This window comes from Ruminiclostridium josui JCM 17888, from assembly GCF_000526495.1.
GTDB classification, from domain to species: domain Bacteria; phylum Bacillota; class Clostridia; order Acetivibrionales; family DSM-1351; genus Ruminiclostridium; species Ruminiclostridium josui.
The window spans coordinates 2382880-2400611 of sequence record NZ_JAGE01000001.1 but is presented as its reverse complement, the minus strand read 5'-3'; the positions used below and the strand labels follow the sequence as shown (position 1 = coordinate 2400611).

The window sequence follows — 17732 nt, the reverse complement described above, 5'->3', positions numbered from 1 at the left end:
GAAAAAATTTACCAATAATGATAGTTCTAAAGTCCCAAATTTTGTGAAATTTCGATTAATAACTATATTATTTACTATTTTTGTATGACGCTACATATTTTCCCTTTTGGTTTTTAATATATGGTCGCTGGTTTTCTGGCAGTTCCCAGAAGCCCTTCCCTTCTTTGATAGCATCATTTTGCAGCTTATCGAAAAAGGACTTTAAAAGGGTGTTAGGACTATAAAAAACTGAAATAGCATACCCTCCGTTTACCATCATGGCATTATAAAAGCTTCCGTCCTCAAGAACTACATGAGCAAGAAGTCTGCCATACTGGTCTGTTGTATCCTTTTCAAAAATCAGTTTTACAGTCTTATTTGTAAGGGTATCTTTAGTTAAATCTGATGCCTCACCAGAAAAAGGTTGGGGATCAACACCTGATTTAACTGATTCTGGAGTATCTATGTCAAGCATTCTAACCTTGTATTCCTTTTTTTTGTATTCCGCACGAAAAGTGTCACCATCAATTACCTTTGAAACAGTTACATTTATGTAGCCAAAAGGTTCAATTCCCTCTCCCGACACATCAAAAACATAATTTGGAAATTCAATTTTTTCCAGCGTCTGAGCACTGCTATACGTACCTATTTTTCTATTAACTGCTGTTTTATTTTCGTCCTGATAAAAGTAGCCACCAAAAACCACAAAAACAGCAGTTATTATTGATGCTACCGATGCTATAGTTTTTTTCTTCATGTGCTTTCCTTTCGATATGCATAATAAAAATTTGCTCTTGATATTCTATCATTTTTACTTGAAAAAGAACATAGTTTCTTTTTCTGCTATAATAAAAGGAGATTTATGCCATAAGGGCAGGTTTATTCATGTACATTGAAGTTTATGAAGATGATTTATTAATGAATATGCCAAAAGCCCTGTTCCTTCCTATGGGGAACAGGGCTTTTTCTGCGAGGGTTCAAATTGTATTGGCCGATATCACGTAAGCTGGTTTAAATTGCTTAGGGCTGTTGAAAACACCTATGTTCCTTGTGCGGTAAGCACTGTAATAGGAGTAGAACCATTGGAAATTGCTTCGTCTTTTTTTTCTATTAAATCAACATCAAATACCGCCTTCATAACTTCACTAATATTTTCAACCGGTATAACGTCAATATCCATATCTTCGAATATCTCTTGATAATTATCTTTGGGAATAAACACTTTTTTTATACCCGCAGCTTTAGCAGCATCTACTTTGGCCACAACGCCTCCAACAGGCTTTACTTTTCCCTTTATTGATATTTCACCTGTCATTGCTAGTTCTCCACTTACAGGTATATTTTTGACCGCAGAGTAAACAGCTGTAGCAATAGCTATTCCCGCGGAAGGTCCATCAATAGGAATACCACCTGGAAAATTCAAATGTATTTCATAATCCTTGAAGTCAACATCCATATATTTTCTTAAAACAGTTAAAACATTTTCAACAGAAGCTTTGGCTGAACTTGTCCTTTTGAGCTTATGGCCCCTGTTATCCATTTCTTCTTCTTCAACAATTCCTGTTATTCTTATATTACCTGTTCCACATGCAACAGGTATTGCCGTTACCTCCACATCTATAACCATACCGGTACTGTCTCCAAAGACAGCTAGACCATTTATACATCCTACCTGATTTACCGGACTTACTTTCTTATCAAGTCTGGGGCTATAGTGACCGAACTCTATAACCCATTCTATATCTTTAATATCAATAGTGCTTCTGTTCTCTACCATGGAAACACCACCAGCTATCTGGATAATGTTCACTGCATCTCTGCCATTTTGGGCATATTTTGATACAAGTTCGCTGCATCCGGGTTTCAGATTAAACCCTCCTTTTGCTGCCGCATTTTCACATATTTTACATATCTCGTCAGGCCGTAAGGAGCGGAAATGTATTTCTACGCATCTTGACCTTATGGCGGCTGGTATTTCATCGGGAGTTCTTGTAGTAGCTCCTACCAGTCTAAAATCAGCGGGCAGGCCCTTTTGGAAAATATCGTGTATATAAGAGGGTATGTTGCTGTCCTCGGCACTGTAATATGCACTCTCTAAAAATACCTTCCGATCTTCCAGAACTTTTAGAAGCTTATTCATTTGTATTGGATGAAGTTCTCCTATCTCATCAATAAAAAGAACTCCTCCATGTGCTTTAGTAACAGCCCCCTGCTTTGGCTGAGGTATTCCTGCTACACCATATGCTCCGGCTCCCTGATATATCGGGTCATGTACTGAGCCTATCAATGGGTCTGCAATTCCTCTTTCATCAAATCTCAATGTTGTAGCGTCCATTTCTATAAACTTTGCTTCCTTCCTAAAAGGCGACATACTGTTCTTTTTAGCTTCTTCAAGTATAACTCTAGCAGCTGCAGTTTTACCTACTCCAGGAGGGCCGTATATTATTACGTGCTGTGGATTTGCTCCGCACAAAGCAGCCCTGAGTGCCTTTATGCCCTGCTCTTGTCCTACTATGTCTGCCAAGGTTGCAGGCCTTGTTTTTTCTGATAAAGGTTCTGAAAGATGAATATCCCTCATTCTTCTCAATTTTTCTAGTTCTTTTTTTGATTCCTTTTCTATAGCACTTTTGTTTCCTTGCTGGTTTTTTAGAAGGGATAAAAAGTAAATTCCGATAATAACTGAGAAGAAAAACTGTATAATAAACAAAGTCGTCGTAAGCATCATATCCTCCTTAAGCTTGGATAAATTCCTATAAAGATATTATTGGCAACATGTTTTATTTTATCCAAAAAATGTGGAAAATCTGAAAATAAAAAACAGGGTGTATATGTTCTAATAAACACATACATCCTGTCTGTTTTAAATAAAGAATAAATTAGGAAACGGATTCCTTCTTAACTCTCGTTTTTTTAGCTCCGGCTTTTTTTAAGGATTTGCGGTTTTCATTAAGAATCAATTGAGGTTCTGAATGTTCCGCAATCACGTCCTTCCCTATAATACACTTCTCAACATTAGTCATTGAAGGAATGTCATACATGACTCCCAACATAGCTTCTTCCAGAATAGCACGCAGTCCTCTTGCCCCTGTGTTTCGCTCTATTGCTTTTTCAGCAATAAGTTCCAAAGCTTCATCCTCTATTTCAAGTATAACATCATCCATTTCAAATAACTTCTTATACTGTTTTACCAAAGCATTCTTTGGCTCGGTAAGTATTTGAACAAGAGCATTCTTATCAAGAGACTGGAGAGTTACAACTATTGGAAGTCTTCCTACAAACTCAGGTATAAGACCGAATTTCAACAAATCTTGAGGAAGTATATCTTTCAGTAATTGTCCCACATCTTTATCCTTGTTGCTTTCAATTTTTGCACCAAAGCCCAATGATTTCTTACCTATTCTATTTTGAATTATCTTATCTATTCCATCAAAAGCACCACCACATATAAACAAAATATTAGTAGTATCTATTTGAATAAACTCCTGATGGGGGTGCTTTCTTCCACCTTGGGGTGGTACTGAAGCCAAAGTGCCTTCCAGAATCTTCAAAAGTGCCTGCTGAACACCTTCGCCGCTGACATCTCTTGTTATGGAAGGATTCTCTGATTTTCTTGCAATCTTGTCAATTTCATCAATGTAGATAATTCCCTTTTCAGCCTTTTCAATGTCATAATCCGCAGCCTGTATAAGCCTTAAAAGAATATTTTCTACATCTTCACCTACGTAGCCTGCTTCAGTGAGAGAAGTAGCATCGGCTATAGCAAAAGGAACATTTAGTATCTTAGCAAGTGTTTGAGCAAGAAAAGTTTTCCCGCTGCCGGTTGGACCCAGCATAACAATGTTACTCTTCTGAAGTTCTATATCAGAGGTCTTAACGTCGCTGTTTATTCTCTTATAGTGGTTGTAAACAGCCACCGAAAGAGACCTTTTAGCCGCATCCTGACCAATTACATACTGGTCTAGAATCTCTTTTATCTCTTTTGGTTTCGGTATCTCATTAACTTCTGCATCAATCTTTGTGTCTTCAAATTCTTCCTCGATTATTTCAGAACACAGCTCGATACACTCGTCACAGATATATACACCCGGTCCTGCCACCAACCGTTTAACCTGCTCCTGAGATTTCCCGCAAAAAGAGCACTTTAACTGCTTCTTCTCATCATATCTGGTCATCATTGCACCTCAATTATTTTCTTCTAACCATAATATCATCAATAATACCATAAGCCTTAGCCTCATCAGCAGACATAAAGAAGTCTCTCTCAGTGTCTTTCCCTATCTTTTCAAGAGTTTGACCTGTTCTTTCGCTTAGAATCTTATTAATCTTATCTCTAGTTCTTAATATATTCTCAGCATGAATCTTAATGTCTGAAGCTTGACCCTTTGCTCCTCCAAGAGGCTGGTGAATCATGATTTCACTGTTTGGCAGTGCAAATCTTTTTCCTTTTTCACCTGCCGCTAATAAGAAAGCACCCATACTTGCTGCCATTCCCATACATATAGTTGATACATCGCACTTTACATACTGCATAGTATCATATATTGCAAAACCTGATGCTACTGACCCTCCAGGGCTATTTATATAAAACTGAATATCCTTATCAGGATCCTGAGCCTCAAGATAAAGCATTTGTGCAACAATCAAACTGGCTGTAGCGTCATTAACCTCATCACTTAATACAATAATCCTATCATTTAATAGTCTTGAAAATATATCGTATGACCTTTCACCACGATTAGTTTGTTCAACAACCATAGGCACTAAACTCATATGCATACCTCCCTTATTTAATATATGTTTAGTCATAACTGATGGAACCTTAACATTGGTATTTATATAATGATACCCATTTCATCAACAATTAACTAATACAAATTAGTTAAATTTTGCATTATCTGTTAAAAGTTTGATTGTCTTTCTGAATGCGATATCATTCTTTACATATTCAATATCTTCAGGTCTCAATGTCTTCTTGAGTTCCTCAGCTGATTGCTTGTAAGCTTCTGCTGTCTTTGTGATTTCTTCTTCTACGTCAGCATCAGTTGCTTCAACATTTTCAACCTTGCTGATCTTTTCTATTACCAGCTGAATCTTAACTTCATTTGCAGCTCTCTCTCTGAACTGTTCTCTGAAGCCTTCAAAATCAGTCCCCATAATTTCCAGATATCTCTGAAGGTCAAGTCCCTGATAGCGAAGTCTCATATCAAAATCTCTTGCCATGGCATCAATATGTTTTTCAACCATAACGTTTGGTATATCAACAGTTGCATTTGCTACAACCGCTTGGATTACGCTTTCTTCATTTTCACGTTCCGCTTTGTTTTTAGCACTTTCTTCAAGTTTATTTCTCAAGTCCTTCTTATATTCTTCCAGAGTGTCAAACTCGCTTATATCCTTGGCAAATTCATCATCAACTGTAGGTAATTCCTTTACTTTTATTTCCTTAATCAATACTTTGAATAATGCTTCTTTACCATTTAATTCTTCTTTGCCGTAATCTTCAGGGAAAGTAACCTTTACATCAACATCATCGGCAATATTCTTTCCGATAAGCTGATCTTCAAATCCCGGAATAAATGTTTCAGAGCCTATAACAAGGCTGTAATCTTCGCCTTTTCCGCCTTCGAAAGGAACTGAATCAATAAAGCCTTCAAAATCAATTACAGCTGTATCTCCTGACTGTATAGGTCTGTCTGTAACAGAAATAAGACGTGCATTCTTTTCAACAATCTTGTTAAATTCATTTTCAAAATCTTCATCTGTTACATTAGCTTCAGCCTTTTTAACCTCTACGCCCATGTAAGCTCCAAGCTCAACTTCAGGCTTAACAGTAACCTTAGCAGTAAAAATCAGGTTCTGTTTATTTCCTATTTGTACTATATCAATTTCAGGTCTGTCTACTGGATGAATATTGTTCTCCTCTATAGCATTATCATATGCTTCTGAGCATACAATATTTATTGCATCATCATAAAGTACCTGTTCGCCGTAATAACGTTCAACAATGTTTCTTGGAGCTTTACCTTTTCTGAAGCCAGGAACATTGAACTTATTTGCATTCTTCTTGTATGATTGCTGCATGCCCTCTTCAAATTTAGCTGCATCAACTTCTATCTCAAGCTGCACAACATTCTTTTCAACATTTTCAACTTTTACTTTCATTTAACAAAATTCCTCCCGGTATTTAGTTTTATTTTATTAATTTTATCCGTCATTTACGTTGGCTGCACTAACTGCCGTGCAAACATTTTACCTCTTATTACCTTAAAACTCAAAAAATTAACCACTCAATTATACCACAAACAATATTACAATTCCAAGTGTAACCTTAATTATATGTTAAATTTTAGACTTTCACTTATATCAGTCTTTTTACCACCTTTTTGTTTGGAAAATCTATATGATTTTAAAAGGTTTAAAATTCAAATAATCTGATGAAACAAGTTTTAAATTGATACCTTCATACTCTCCTTCGATTGCCCCTTTTATACCTTCGCCATGCAAATGACCGTAATAACATTCCTTTATTTCGTATTTCTTCATTATGTCAATAAATCCTGTCATAGGACTTTTAACAGTAACCGGAGGATAATGCATAAATACCAGCATACGTGAAAGTTCCAGCTTTAACGCCGCCTTGATAGATAACTCCAGTCGTTCTATTTCCCTCTTGTATATTTTCTCATCATCTTTTTTAAAATCATCTTCTCCGGGGCCCTTCCATCCCCTGGTACCACATACTGCAACTCCTTCAAATTCAAAAGCATTGTTATGCATAAAAGATATTGTACTAAAGTTGTTCTCTGCCAGATACTTATTAAGCTTTGACGAAGTTGTCCACCAATAATCATGATTTCCCTTAGAAATTATTTTTTTTCCCGGCAAATTCTCAATAAACCTAAAATCTTCATATGCACTGTCAATATATGTGGCCCAGGAAACATCTCCGGGAATAATTACAGTATCATTTTCTGAAACATTACTTATCCAGTTTTCTTTAAGCTTTTCCATATAGTTTGACCATCTTCCTCCAAATACATCCATTGGCTTATCTATTCCCAATGCAAGATGAAGGTCTGCTATAGTAAAAATTGACATATAAACTTTTCTCTTTCTTATTTAATTAAAATATTCATAAATCTTTTTTGCTATTTTCTCGCTTATACCGTTTACTTCCTGTAGCTGTGTAATATCTGCCTTTTTAATGGCAGCAACTGATTTAAAATGCTTGATAAGGGCCTTTTTGCGAGTTTGACCTATACCTTCTATTTCATCAAGTTCTGACTTAACATAACGTTTTTCTCTAAGTTTTCTATTATACTCAACAGCAACCCGATGAGTTTCATCTTGTATTTCAGTAATCAACCTTAATAATGGCATATTCGCCGTCAAATCATACTCATTTCCCATATAAACCAGAGACTTTGTACGATGTCTGTCATCTTTGGCCATGCCCGCTATTTTAAAATTATAGCCAAGTTCCTCAATAACCTGTCTGGCTGCATTCACATGGTTTAAGCCTCCATCCACAAGTATTAAGTCCGGTAATTTTGAGAATTTACCATTTTCTACATTATCTTCCTTTTCACGTTTTGCACGGTTTAACCTTCTGAACAAAGTCTCCTGCATACTTCCATAATCGTTTTGCTGGTCTATTGACTTCATTTTAAATTTTCTGTATTCCTGGCGAGCTGGTCTTCCATTTTCGAATACTACCATAGAGGCAACTATTTCTGATGAACCCGTATTGGATATATCATAGGATTCAATCCTTGCCGGAGTTTCATCCAATCCTAACAGTTTTACCAACTGAGACATTCCTTCCGCATGCACTGTACCATCCCTGCTTTGGCGCTCCTTGTGAAGCTTTAACGTAATTTCGGCATTTTCCGAAACCATATGAACAAGCTTTACCAAGTCCCCTCTTTGAGGCACCCTTAAAGTTACCTTAAAGCCTCTCATTTCACTAAGCCATTTTGATATAGTTTCGCTATCATCTATTTCACTCTGGAGCACTATTTCCGAAGGAACATACTGAACTGTAGTGTAAAACTGCTTTATAAAGGTTGAAAGGGAGTAACTAATATCCTCGCTGGCCTCACCTTCAAAAATAAAATGCTCCCTGCCCAAAACTCGCCCATTCCTTACAAAAAACACCTGTACACAGAGGTCTGTGGAATCTGCATAGTAACCTATTATGTCCCTGTCTTCTAAATCTGTAGACAATACCTTCTGTGACTCCGACAGTTGCCTTATACTTGATATTTTATTTCTTAGCATTGCAGCCTTCTCAAAGTCTAACTGTTCTGCCGCACTTTCCATTTGTATACGTATGTCATTAATTATTTCGTCATATTGCCCCCCAAGAAATCTGCATATTTTCTTCATCATTTCCCTGTATTCATCTCTGTTTACCCCTCCTTGACAAGGAGCCAGGCACTGCTTCATATGGTAGTTCAAGCAGGGACGGGTTTTACCAATATCTCTGGGTAAAATTTTATTACAAGTTTTAAGAGGAAAAAGTTTATTTAAAGTATCTATGGTATCATTAACCGCAAAACCACTGGAGTAAGGGCCAAAATATTTGGCACCGTCTTTTTCTACTCTTCTGGTCTTCAGAATTCTGGGGTATTCCTCATTTAAAGTTACCTTTATATATGGATAATGTTTATCATCTTTAAGAAGAATGTTATATTTGGGTTTGTACTTTTTTATAAGATTACATTCAAGCATAAGTGCTTCAACTTCCGAGTCAACTACAATATACTCAAATTCGCTGACTTTAGAAACCATTGCCTGAACCTTTGGCGGGTGTTTTGCAGACTGCTGGAAGTACTGTCTTACCCGGTTTTTGAGTACAACTGCCTTACCTACATAAATAACCACTCCGTTAGCATCCTTCATTATATATACACCTGATTTATCGGGTAACTTTTTCAGTTCTTCCTGAATATCAAACAATTATCTCACCTCTTACTATGTTTGTTTTGTATTAATAATCACAATGCCGCCTGTATCACGCTTTTTGAGCGGTTGCAGAAGCGGCATATAGGACAAAAAGCTGTGACCTTAATATTCTAAGCCACAGCCCGTAATCAATATCAAATAAATTTAAAATTTATGGTTTATCTCTAAAATCCAACAGTAAAATATTCCGCTATTTCATCTGCTGCTTTTTTTTCATCTTCTCCGTCAGTAATTATCGTAATGGCAGCGTTCCTTTCAACTCCCAGTGAAAGCAACCCCAAAAGGCTTTTTGCATTTGCTCTTCTCTCACCCTTTTCCAGCCATATGCTAGAACTATAACCGGATACTTTCTGAACAAGCAATGCCGCAGCTTTAGAGTCCAATCCTGCAGGGCAGTTTATTGTAACTTTAGTAGATATCATTCTTGCGCTCCCCCATTTTTTTTATAAACTCGCCAATATATCATCTATTATACAAAAAACAACCCATAAAATCAAATATGTCATTTTTTATTTGCAGAAATTGATTCCTTTCCGAAACCGGTATCAATAATAGTACCTATTCCAAAAAACGCCATCGAAAATTGCAGTATTATAAAACAGATTCCATATATTAGCATAGCTGTATAGGAGCCGCTTGGTATTAGTATTAAAGGAACTATTTTAAGTATACTTACAAGTATTTCCCCTACTAAAAACTGAAGGTATATTGTTGTCCTATCATAATTTTCTTTAAAAATAAATGTCCCTACAAAAATACTGGCAACTATATCAGCAAACATAAGGAGCAATATATAAATTATAGGAGCTACTATCAAAAATAAAAGAAATATTACGATAATTGTAAATCCTATAACTATCAAACCACCCATTATTATACGTCTGGATATTCCTTGCCTCATTTTATAGGACATAACCCGGTATCTTCCTGAGAATATACTTATCAGTATAAGTCCCGCGACAAGTGTTAGTAAAGCCAGTATAATAAGGCCATTTATAATTATTCCGTGGGATTTAAATAATGATATAATATCAACGTTTATATCAACTTTAGTTCCGTTTATTACTACATCATTATCACTTTTTAGTTTTCCCATGGATACAACGTTTCCCTGTATTAAAGATCTATCCTTAATATAAACATCACCAAAAATCGAAACAACATCTCCGCCAATTATGCCGTTTATAGAAGCTTTCCCCAAGACAACAATTACACTACCGTTTATACTGGTCTTGATATCAGCATCTCCTATAACCACCGTAACATTTCCCTTGTTATCCTGTGTTATTACCTTATCTTCAAAAAATACCATTTTATTTGAAAAGTCAAACTGCGATGCTGATGCTATACAGGGTATAAATAGTATGAACAATAGTGATACCAAAATTGCCTTAATCTTTCTGTTCATCGAGCTCCTCCATTACCCGCTTTTACCATTCGGATAAATAGTCCTTGTGTTACCAGTAGTAAAATACCCAGTATCAAATATGCATAATAGTAGGTTTTGTAAATTGAAGCGGTAACACCAACAACAGCTATGGTTAAGCCCTTAATCATACTTACGGTTGCTGATAAAAAGTCCTTAACCGTCTCAAAAGCAAGGTGAGTCTGCTGTATTAATCCAATAGGCTTGTTTAATGCTTCCCATAATATACTTCCAAAAACAATTACAAATATCAGGGAAACTGCTACTAATAATATATTGTACACAAAAACATTATCATCTTTTTGCTTTTGGTACATATAAGCTTCTTTCTCAATCCTGTTCATAACTTGAAGTTCAAAGTCTTCAGGAGGTTCCGGAAACTCTGTATCCTGTTCAATTTCTGTAAATATCTGCTGCATATTAGAAAATTCTTCAGAACACTGCTCACAATTTTTGAGGTGTTGTTTTAGCTTTGCCTGCTCAATATCATTTAAGTCTTTGTCAAAATATCTCATTATATAGTTTTGTGATTCGTTACAGTTCATAATACCTCCTCCTTTCTTGCACTTTCAAGCTTTTCCTTTAACATTAGCCTAGCTCTGTAAAGGCGATTTTTTACAATTGACATGGGTTCGTCTAATATCTTTGTCATTTCTTCATATGACATTCCTCTGTTATGAAAGAGTATTATTAATATTTTATACTTTTCAGGCAATTCATCTATAGCCTTTTTTATCAATTGAGATCTTTGGTGCTTTATTACTGCTTCTTCAGGTGTATCAATCTCACTTGAAACTCCGATTGCATCGTCCAGTGCAACAGTGTCCTGTTTTTTCTTTCTGAGAGTATCCAAACATAAATTTGAGGTGATTTTTACAATCCATGTAGACATTTTATACTCTGGATTGTATTTATCAAGAGAACGGTATAGCCTTATAAAAACCTCCTGACATACGTCATGTACCTCTTCTTTGTCCGATATCATCTTATATACAACGCTGTAGACCAGCTTCTTGTATCTAGTAACTATTTCCTCAAACGCACTGCTATCACCATTCACGCACTGAGACACCAGTTCTGCATCCGTAAGTGCCAAGAGTCGATTCACCCCCTTTGAATATCATCTTAAAGGTTCTTATTTATATTTCCCTAAAAGAGCTAATACAATAGTTACGTAAATAAATAAAATATGTCTGAACTATTATTTATCTCTTTATTTTTTCTGATGATACTATAGCAGCAAATCTTCTCAGCTTTTTACTTACTAGGTAATTTATGGTACCAGCTTTATATTCTCCATTCTTCCCTTTTTCACCTGCTTTTTTGCCGGTTAATATTTCAATTCCCTGATCAATTGTCTCAACAGGGTATATATGAAACAGTTTTTTCTTTACTGCATCTATTACTTCGTCCTTTAAAACAAGATTTTTTACATTCTGGCAGGGTATAATTACTCCCTGCTCACCTGTCAAGCCTCTGAGTTTACATAGTTCAAAAAATCCTTCTATTTTATATGCTACACCGCCTACAGGTTGTATTTCACCTTTTTGATTAACAGAGCCAGTTACAGCTATTGATTGCTTAATAGGCACTTCCGCCAAACTGGATAATATTGCGTACAACTCAGCACTTGATGCACTGTCTCCGTCTACACCTCCATACATTTGCTCAAAGCAAAGGCTTGCAGTAAGGGAAAGAGGAAACTCTTGGGCATATTTTTGACCTATATATCCGCTTAATATGAGAACGCCTTTGCTGTGAGAAGTTCCGCTTAAATCAACTTCTCTTTCAACATTGACTATTCCGCTTTCTCCAATGTAAGTGGATGCTGTTATTCTGGAAGGCTTTCCAAAGGAGTAGTCTCCCATATCCATTACTGTAAGTCCGTTAATCTGGCCAATTTCGCTGCCTTCGGTATCTACCATTATTGTGCCCTCATTGAGCATTTCCAAAAGCTTTTTATCCAAGCGGTTACATCTGTAAGCTTTTTCAGAAATAGCCTTTTGGACATGCTTTGCTTTTACAAGCTTTGCACCATCGTCCTCTGCCCACATACATGATTCACAAAGTATTTCAACTATTTCATTAAACCTTGTAGACAGTTTGTTTTTATCCTCTACCAGCCATGAAGCATATTCAACTACCTTGGCTACTCCTGATTTATCAAAATGAAGAGTATTCTCTTTCCTGCAGAAGCCGCTAATAAATTTAGCCAACTTTAATATGTTTTCATCATTTCTCTCCATTTCCTCATCAAAGTCTACTTTAACCTTAAATAACTTTCTAAAATCCTCCTCATACTCATAAAGCAGCTCATATATCGCAGTACTTCCCACCAATATTACTTTGATATCTACAGGTATAGGCTGAGGCTTGATTGCAGTAACAGCCACTACACCTGTTTGATCCTTCATATTCTCAATTATTATTTTCTTTGTTTTCAGTACTCTGTTTATAGCTTCATATGCCTGTGGGTTACCAAGAACATCCTTCGCTTGTAATATTAAATATCCTCCGTTTGCAATATGAAATAATCCGGGTTTTATCTTTGTATAATCCGTTGATATAGAGCCAAATTCATTCTCATATTCTATTTTTCCAATGAGATTTGAATACGTTGGATTGGAATCCAGAATTACCGGAGCTCCTTTTAAGTTGCTATTATCAACCAATACATTTACCTTATATTTTGCAACGGATGTTTCCGGTTTTTGCATCCAAGGAATGACCAGCTGCTGCTGTTCTTCAGAAACTTCTTCATCTTTAAAGTCTTCCAGATTGTCAAGAATGTCTTTTTGTACTTCTTCAAGGTATTTTTGTATTACTTCAAATTCTTTGTATTTTTCCTTTAAATCATCTATATGCACGCCTAGTGCCAGTAAAGCAATTTTATTTTCCCATTCTGACACCTTCTTCTCTGTTTCTTTATCGTTGTTTTTTAGCTTTCTTATTATATCCAGAGTTTCCTGTTGAAGTATATTTGTTTTTTGGGTTATTTCATCTTTTGTTTCCTCATCCAAATTGCTGAATTCTTCTTCACTGATGGTTCTTCCTTCTACTATAGGCAAGAAATATATTCCAGAACTTCCTGTGTTTACCTTAAATCCATGTTCTTCAGCATCTTTGCTCAGTTTATCAAGAAGCTCTTCTTTTTTATCCTCGTACTCATCCATTATTTCTGATTTTTCTTTTTCGTACTGGTCATTGTCAAATGCATTAACTATTTCCTGTTTTATTATTTTTGTAAATTCATCCATGTCTTGCTGAAACTGCTTTCCTGTTCCGGCAGGAAGGTTTATAGCCAACGGTTGATTGGGCTGACTGAAATTATATATATAGCACCAATCATCAGGTGTCTTCTGATTTGCAGCAATTTCATTCAATATTTGTTTAGCAAAACTCGTTTTTCCGGTTCCCGTAGGCCCCGACATATATATGTTGTAGCCTCTCATTTTCATTTTGAGACCAAATTCCATAGCCTTGGAAGCTCTTTCCTGACCTATTATTCCTTCATAGGTTTCTAACTGTGATGTATTCTTAAATGGTAATGATTCCAATTTACATCTATTGTCAAGTTCTTGATATGAAAGCTCTTTTAGCTTTGACATGTTTAACCTCCGCTTTACATTTTATGTTTGAAGCTGATATTTTTAGATACCATGTTTCCACATTATCAGTGCATCCTCTCCGGTATCAGAATAATACCCTTTGCGAATGCCCTCCGATTTAAAACCATATTTGCAGTACAGATTTTGAGCTGCAACATTGCCTTTCCGAACTTCAAGGGTAAGGCTTTTTATCCCTTTTCTCTCAGATGTTTCAATTATTTTCTCTATTATACAAGAGGCTGCCCCATAGCGGCGAAATTCAGGGTGTACGGCGATATTGGTTATGTGTCCCTCATCAAATATTTTCCACATTCCTCCATAGCCAATAACCTGCCCATTACATAACGCTACAAAATATATGGCCATATCATTAGTAGTTATCTCATCCACAAAGGCCTGTCTTGACCAGGGTATTTTAAAACTGAGATTTTCTACAATCATCACACCATCTATATGGTCAGCTGTCATTTCCTTTATTTCAAATTTATTAATCATCTGATTTTACCTTTTGATTCTCTCTTTCTCTTTCAGCTTGGGATTTTCTCAAATAAAAAGGTACCATATCATAGCAGCTTTCCAGTTTTCCTTCCCTATAGGCTTTCCCCGCTAATATGGCTACTGATGATGCTTTTGCCAGCGCTATGCCAGGAGGTGCAATCTTTACTCTATTGCCTAGTTCACTCACAAAGAAATCCCTGTGCATATTGCAGGCATCTCCCAGAAAGACCGTTTCTCCTTCCATCTTACTTAATATTTCAGCCAATTCCTTAACGGGTATTCCCATGTAGTCGGTAAGCCTTTCAAATTTATCCCCTATAAATTTATATATGGCGGTAAACACCTGATTGTTACGTGCATCTATCATGGGACAAATAAGATTTTTTTCAAATGGGATATTATATGCTAGTGCATCAAGGGTGTGTACGCTTATTACAGGCTTTTCTGCTGCAAATGCCATTGCTTTTATTGTTGTAACACCAATTCTAAGGCCTGTAAATGAACCCGGCCCTATTGATGCGGAAAAGGCGTCAATATCATTCACAGTCAGTCCTGCTGTCTCCATAAGGTGCTGTACCATAGGCATAAGCCTTTGTGAATGTGTTTTTCCCCTGTTGCAGTTATATTCTCCTATTATTACATCATCTTCTAATATTGCAGCTGACGCAACATTTGTTGAAGTGTCCACAGCAAGTATTCTCATATTAGCCTCCGCTTAAATCCTGTAGTCGGAATACCGACTGCCGATAAATTCTATTGTTATTTCTCTTACATCCAATCCCTTTTGGAGATTTTTCTCAATAGTAACACGTATTATATCTGACGGAAGAATTTCTGATATCTGCTCTCCCCACTCAATTACCGTCACACCGCCATTATTTAAATATTCGTCAAAACCGATATCAAACATCTCATCCGGGTCAGCAATCCTGTATACATCAAAGTGATATAACGGCAGTCTTCCTTCATATTCATTTACCAGATTGAATGTAGGGCTAGTTATATAGTCGTCTATTCCCAAGGCTTTTGCTATACCGTTAGTCAAAGCGGTTTTCCCTGTTCCCAAGTCTCCTGACAGCCATATAACATCGCCGGGCTTTAGAATATTACCGAGCTTTAGTCCTGCTTCAACTGTTTCTTCAAATGAATGTGTTTCTATTTTATTCATCCTGTTCCCTCTCGTAAACTACAACACCGTTTATTATAGTCTTCTGTACGGTGGTTTTCAATTCCAACGGATTTCCGTTAAATATAACGATGTCGGCATCTTTTCCTTTTTCTATAGAACCTACTCGGTCACTGATACCTGTTATTTCAGCAGCGTTAATTGTTATTGCCTTTAAGGCTTCTTTTTCATCCATGCCTTCACGGGCAGCAATTGCAGCACATAAGCATAAATGGTGTTCCGGCACACAAGGGTGATCGGTCATAATTGCAACCTTTACTCCTGCTTTTGAAAGAATCCCCGGTGTTTTCAGGTTTTGATTTCTCAATTCTATTTTTGACCTATCGGTAAGCATAGGTCCAATAATTACAGGAAGTCCTGCTTCTGCTAGAATGTCTTTTATAAGGTATCCTTCTGTACAGTGGTCAAGTGTAATATCTACATCAAATTCTTTAGCTATCCTAATAGCAGTTATTATGTCATCGGCTCTATGTGCATGAGCTTTCAAAGGTATCTGCCTGTTTAATACCTGAAGCAATGCTTCCATTTTGAAGTCAAACTCAGGCTTATCATATTCTTCAGGGTCTTTTTTATAGTTTTCCCAAAGTTCCTTATATTCTTTTGCCTTAAACAAGTTCTCTCGTAGTATAGCAGCAGTAGCCATTCTGGTCATAGGTGTTTGATGTTTTTCGTTATACACTGTTTTAGGATTTTCTCCGAATGCCACCTTCATTGCTAAAGGATGCTTTATAACCATTTCATCTACACATCGTCCGCAGGTTTTCAGAGCAGCAAACTGCCCTCCTATTACATTGGCACTGCCAGGGCCAGTAACAACAGTTGTTACGCCACTTTCATAGGCTTCCACAAAAGACCTGTCTGCGTGATAGACAGCGTCTATTGCCCTTAATTGAGGCGTTACCGGATCAGTAGACTCGTTTCCGTCATCGCCTTCAAAGCCAACTGCATCCTCCCACATTCCAATATGACTGTGGGCATCTATGAAGCCAGGTAATACAAAGCCTCCCTTTGCATCTATCTTTTTTGTATCAGGAGTCAGTTTTTCTTTAACCTCTGATAAATCCTGCCCTACCGCCATTATTTTATCTTTATCAATTAGCACGTATCCATTTTCATAATCTATATCTGACATTGTTACTATTTTGCCGTTATATATTAAAAGCATTATTAACCTCCACATTTATACATAACAATACCCTTTATTTTTTACCATCCTAATTTTATTATATTATGACATCAAAAACAATATAATAAATGGTTGGTTTGTGCTCGGCACCTATAGTTCATGCACTTTCCACGGAATTTTATGTTATAAATTTTTATATATTGAATATAAATGTCTATGTGGACTTTTTAGGCGGTTATGCGGAAGGAAGTGTCATTAATGGAAGAAACATCGAAATTTCACACTGTTAGAGGATATCAGCTTTTAATGCAAAATAAAAATCTCCTCACCTCTTCAATGGAAGATTATCTTGAAATGATATACAGAAATAGCCTGACAGAGGGTTATGTGAGAATTAATACCATTTCTGAACTTCTTAACGTAGCAGCTCCCTCTGCAACTAAAATGGTTCAAAAGCTAAGCAAGCTTGGATTGCTACAATATAAAAAGTATGGGATTATTCTTTTGACTGACAATGGACGTGAACTTGGCAAGTTTTTGTTGGAAAGGCATAATATTATAGAAAGCTTTCTAAAAAATCTAGGCGCTGATGAAGATTTACTAGTTGAAACAGAATTGGTGGAACACAATATTTCTGCCGGAACCTTATCAACTTTAAATATGTTTAACAAATTTCTGTCGTTAAATCCCGATTTGATCCAAAAATTTCGGGATTTCTGTAAACAAGAGACCAAATAAAAGGTTTTTATTTCAGCTGTTTTGTGACTAATCACAAAGCAGCTTTTTTTTATATCCATATGTAACACTTTTATTTTTTCATACATATTTTAGATTAGGTAAACGAAATTAGACTTAGCTAAAGATATTAGTTAAGTATAAAAATGTCAAGAGGTGTTAATTTTGTTGGATGAGGGCTTTTCACCAGCATTGGGCTCACAAGCT

General features: G+C 36.3%; 17 protein-coding genes. 1 reads left to right on the top strand and 16 read right to left on the bottom strand.

Translation table 11 applies throughout. The annotated features are described in order from the left end of the window. Positions 1–67: 67 nt before the first annotated feature. The 16 genes from K412_RS0111025 to K412_RS0110945 form a co-directional block, all read right to left on the bottom strand. Entirely contained in the window at positions 68–736 is a 669-nt protein-coding gene (locus K412_RS0111025; protein ID WP_024833167.1) for a thermonuclease family protein, read from the bottom strand. Positions 737–1018: 282 nt separating this feature from the next. Beyond that, positions 1019–2701, bottom strand: a complete 1683-nt coding sequence (gene lonB / locus K412_RS0111015; RefSeq protein WP_024833166.1) for an ATP-dependent protease LonB — start codon at positions 2699–2701, stop codon at positions 1019–1021. Between the two features lie 154 nt (positions 2702–2855). Next, positions 2856–4151, bottom strand: a complete 1296-nt coding sequence (clpX, locus tag K412_RS0111010; protein WP_024833165.1) for an ATP-dependent Clp protease ATP-binding subunit ClpX — start codon at positions 4149–4151, stop codon at positions 2856–2858. A gap of 13 nt (positions 4152–4164) precedes the next feature. Then, the gene (gene clpP, locus K412_RS0111005; RefSeq protein WP_024833164.1) at positions 4165–4749 is read right to left on the bottom strand and encodes an ATP-dependent Clp endopeptidase proteolytic subunit ClpP; all 585 of its coding nucleotides are present in this window, start codon (positions 4747–4749) and stop codon (positions 4165–4167) included. A gap of 105 nt (positions 4750–4854) precedes the next feature. Beyond that, a complete protein-coding gene (tig, locus tag K412_RS0111000; RefSeq protein ID WP_024833163.1) occupies positions 4855–6141 on the bottom strand; it encodes a trigger factor in 1287 nt (428 codons plus the stop codon). Between the two features lie 234 nt (positions 6142–6375). After that, positions 6376–7077 carry a metallophosphoesterase gene (locus K412_RS0110995; RefSeq protein WP_024833162.1) on the bottom strand — a complete coding sequence of 234 codons (702 nt, stop codon included), beginning with the start codon at positions 7075–7077 and terminating at the stop codon, positions 6376–6378. Between the two features lie 21 nt (positions 7078–7098). Further along, complete coding sequence (uvrC, locus tag K412_RS0110990; protein WP_024833161.1) at positions 7099–8940, bottom strand: excinuclease ABC subunit UvrC; 1842 nt, start codon at positions 8938–8940, stop codon at positions 7099–7101. A gap of 170 nt (positions 8941–9110) precedes the next feature. Further along, on the bottom strand, positions 9111–9368 hold the full coding sequence (locus tag K412_RS0110985) for an HPr family phosphocarrier protein (RefSeq protein ID WP_024833160.1): 258 nt from the start codon (positions 9366–9368) through the stop codon (positions 9111–9113). Between the two features lie 80 nt (positions 9369–9448). Next, entirely contained in the window at positions 9449–10354 is a 906-nt protein-coding gene (locus K412_RS0110980) for a hypothetical protein (protein WP_024833159.1), read from the bottom strand. Next, entirely contained in the window at positions 10351–10917 is a 567-nt protein-coding gene (locus K412_RS0110975; protein WP_024833158.1) for an anti-sigma factor family protein, read from the bottom strand. Before K412_RS0110975 ends, K412_RS0110980 begins: the two co-directional genes overlap by 4 nt. Continuing rightward, positions 10914–11468: an RNA polymerase sigma factor gene (locus K412_RS0110970; protein ID WP_024833157.1), complete on the bottom strand. Its 555-nt coding sequence runs from the start codon at positions 11466–11468 to the stop codon at positions 10914–10916. The genes K412_RS0110975 and K412_RS0110970 overlap by 4 nt, the downstream gene beginning before the upstream one ends. A gap of 109 nt (positions 11469–11577) precedes the next feature. Further along, entirely contained in the window at positions 11578–13980 is a 2403-nt protein-coding gene (locus K412_RS0110965; protein WP_024833156.1) for a Lon protease family protein, read from the bottom strand. Between the two features lie 42 nt (positions 13981–14022). Further along, positions 14023–14475: a ribosomal protein S18-alanine N-acetyltransferase gene (gene rimI, locus K412_RS0110960; RefSeq protein WP_024833155.1), complete on the bottom strand. Its 453-nt coding sequence runs from the start codon at positions 14473–14475 to the stop codon at positions 14023–14025. Further along, positions 14468–15181 carry a tRNA (adenosine(37)-N6)-threonylcarbamoyltransferase complex dimerization subunit type 1 TsaB gene (gene tsaB / locus K412_RS0110955; protein WP_024833154.1) on the bottom strand — a complete coding sequence of 238 codons (714 nt, stop codon included), beginning with the start codon at positions 15179–15181 and terminating at the stop codon, positions 14468–14470. Before tsaB ends, rimI begins: the two co-directional genes overlap by 8 nt. 12 nt (positions 15182–15193) lie before the next feature. Then, positions 15194–15646 carry a tRNA (adenosine(37)-N6)-threonylcarbamoyltransferase complex ATPase subunit type 1 TsaE gene (gene tsaE, locus K412_RS0110950; RefSeq protein ID WP_024833153.1) on the bottom strand — a complete coding sequence of 151 codons (453 nt, stop codon included), beginning with the start codon at positions 15644–15646 and terminating at the stop codon, positions 15194–15196. Continuing rightward, positions 15639–16829, bottom strand: a complete 1191-nt coding sequence (locus tag K412_RS0110945) for an amidohydrolase (RefSeq protein WP_024833152.1) — start codon at positions 16827–16829, stop codon at positions 15639–15641. The genes tsaE and K412_RS0110945 overlap by 8 nt, the downstream gene beginning before the upstream one ends. 219 nt (positions 16830–17048) lie before the next feature. On the opposite strand from K412_RS0110945, the gene K412_RS0110940 reads away from it, so the two are divergent. Then, positions 17049–17528: a metal-dependent transcriptional regulator gene (locus K412_RS0110940; RefSeq protein WP_024833151.1), complete on the top strand. Its 480-nt coding sequence runs from the start codon at positions 17049–17051 to the stop codon at positions 17526–17528. Positions 17529–17732 lie beyond the last annotated feature (204 nt).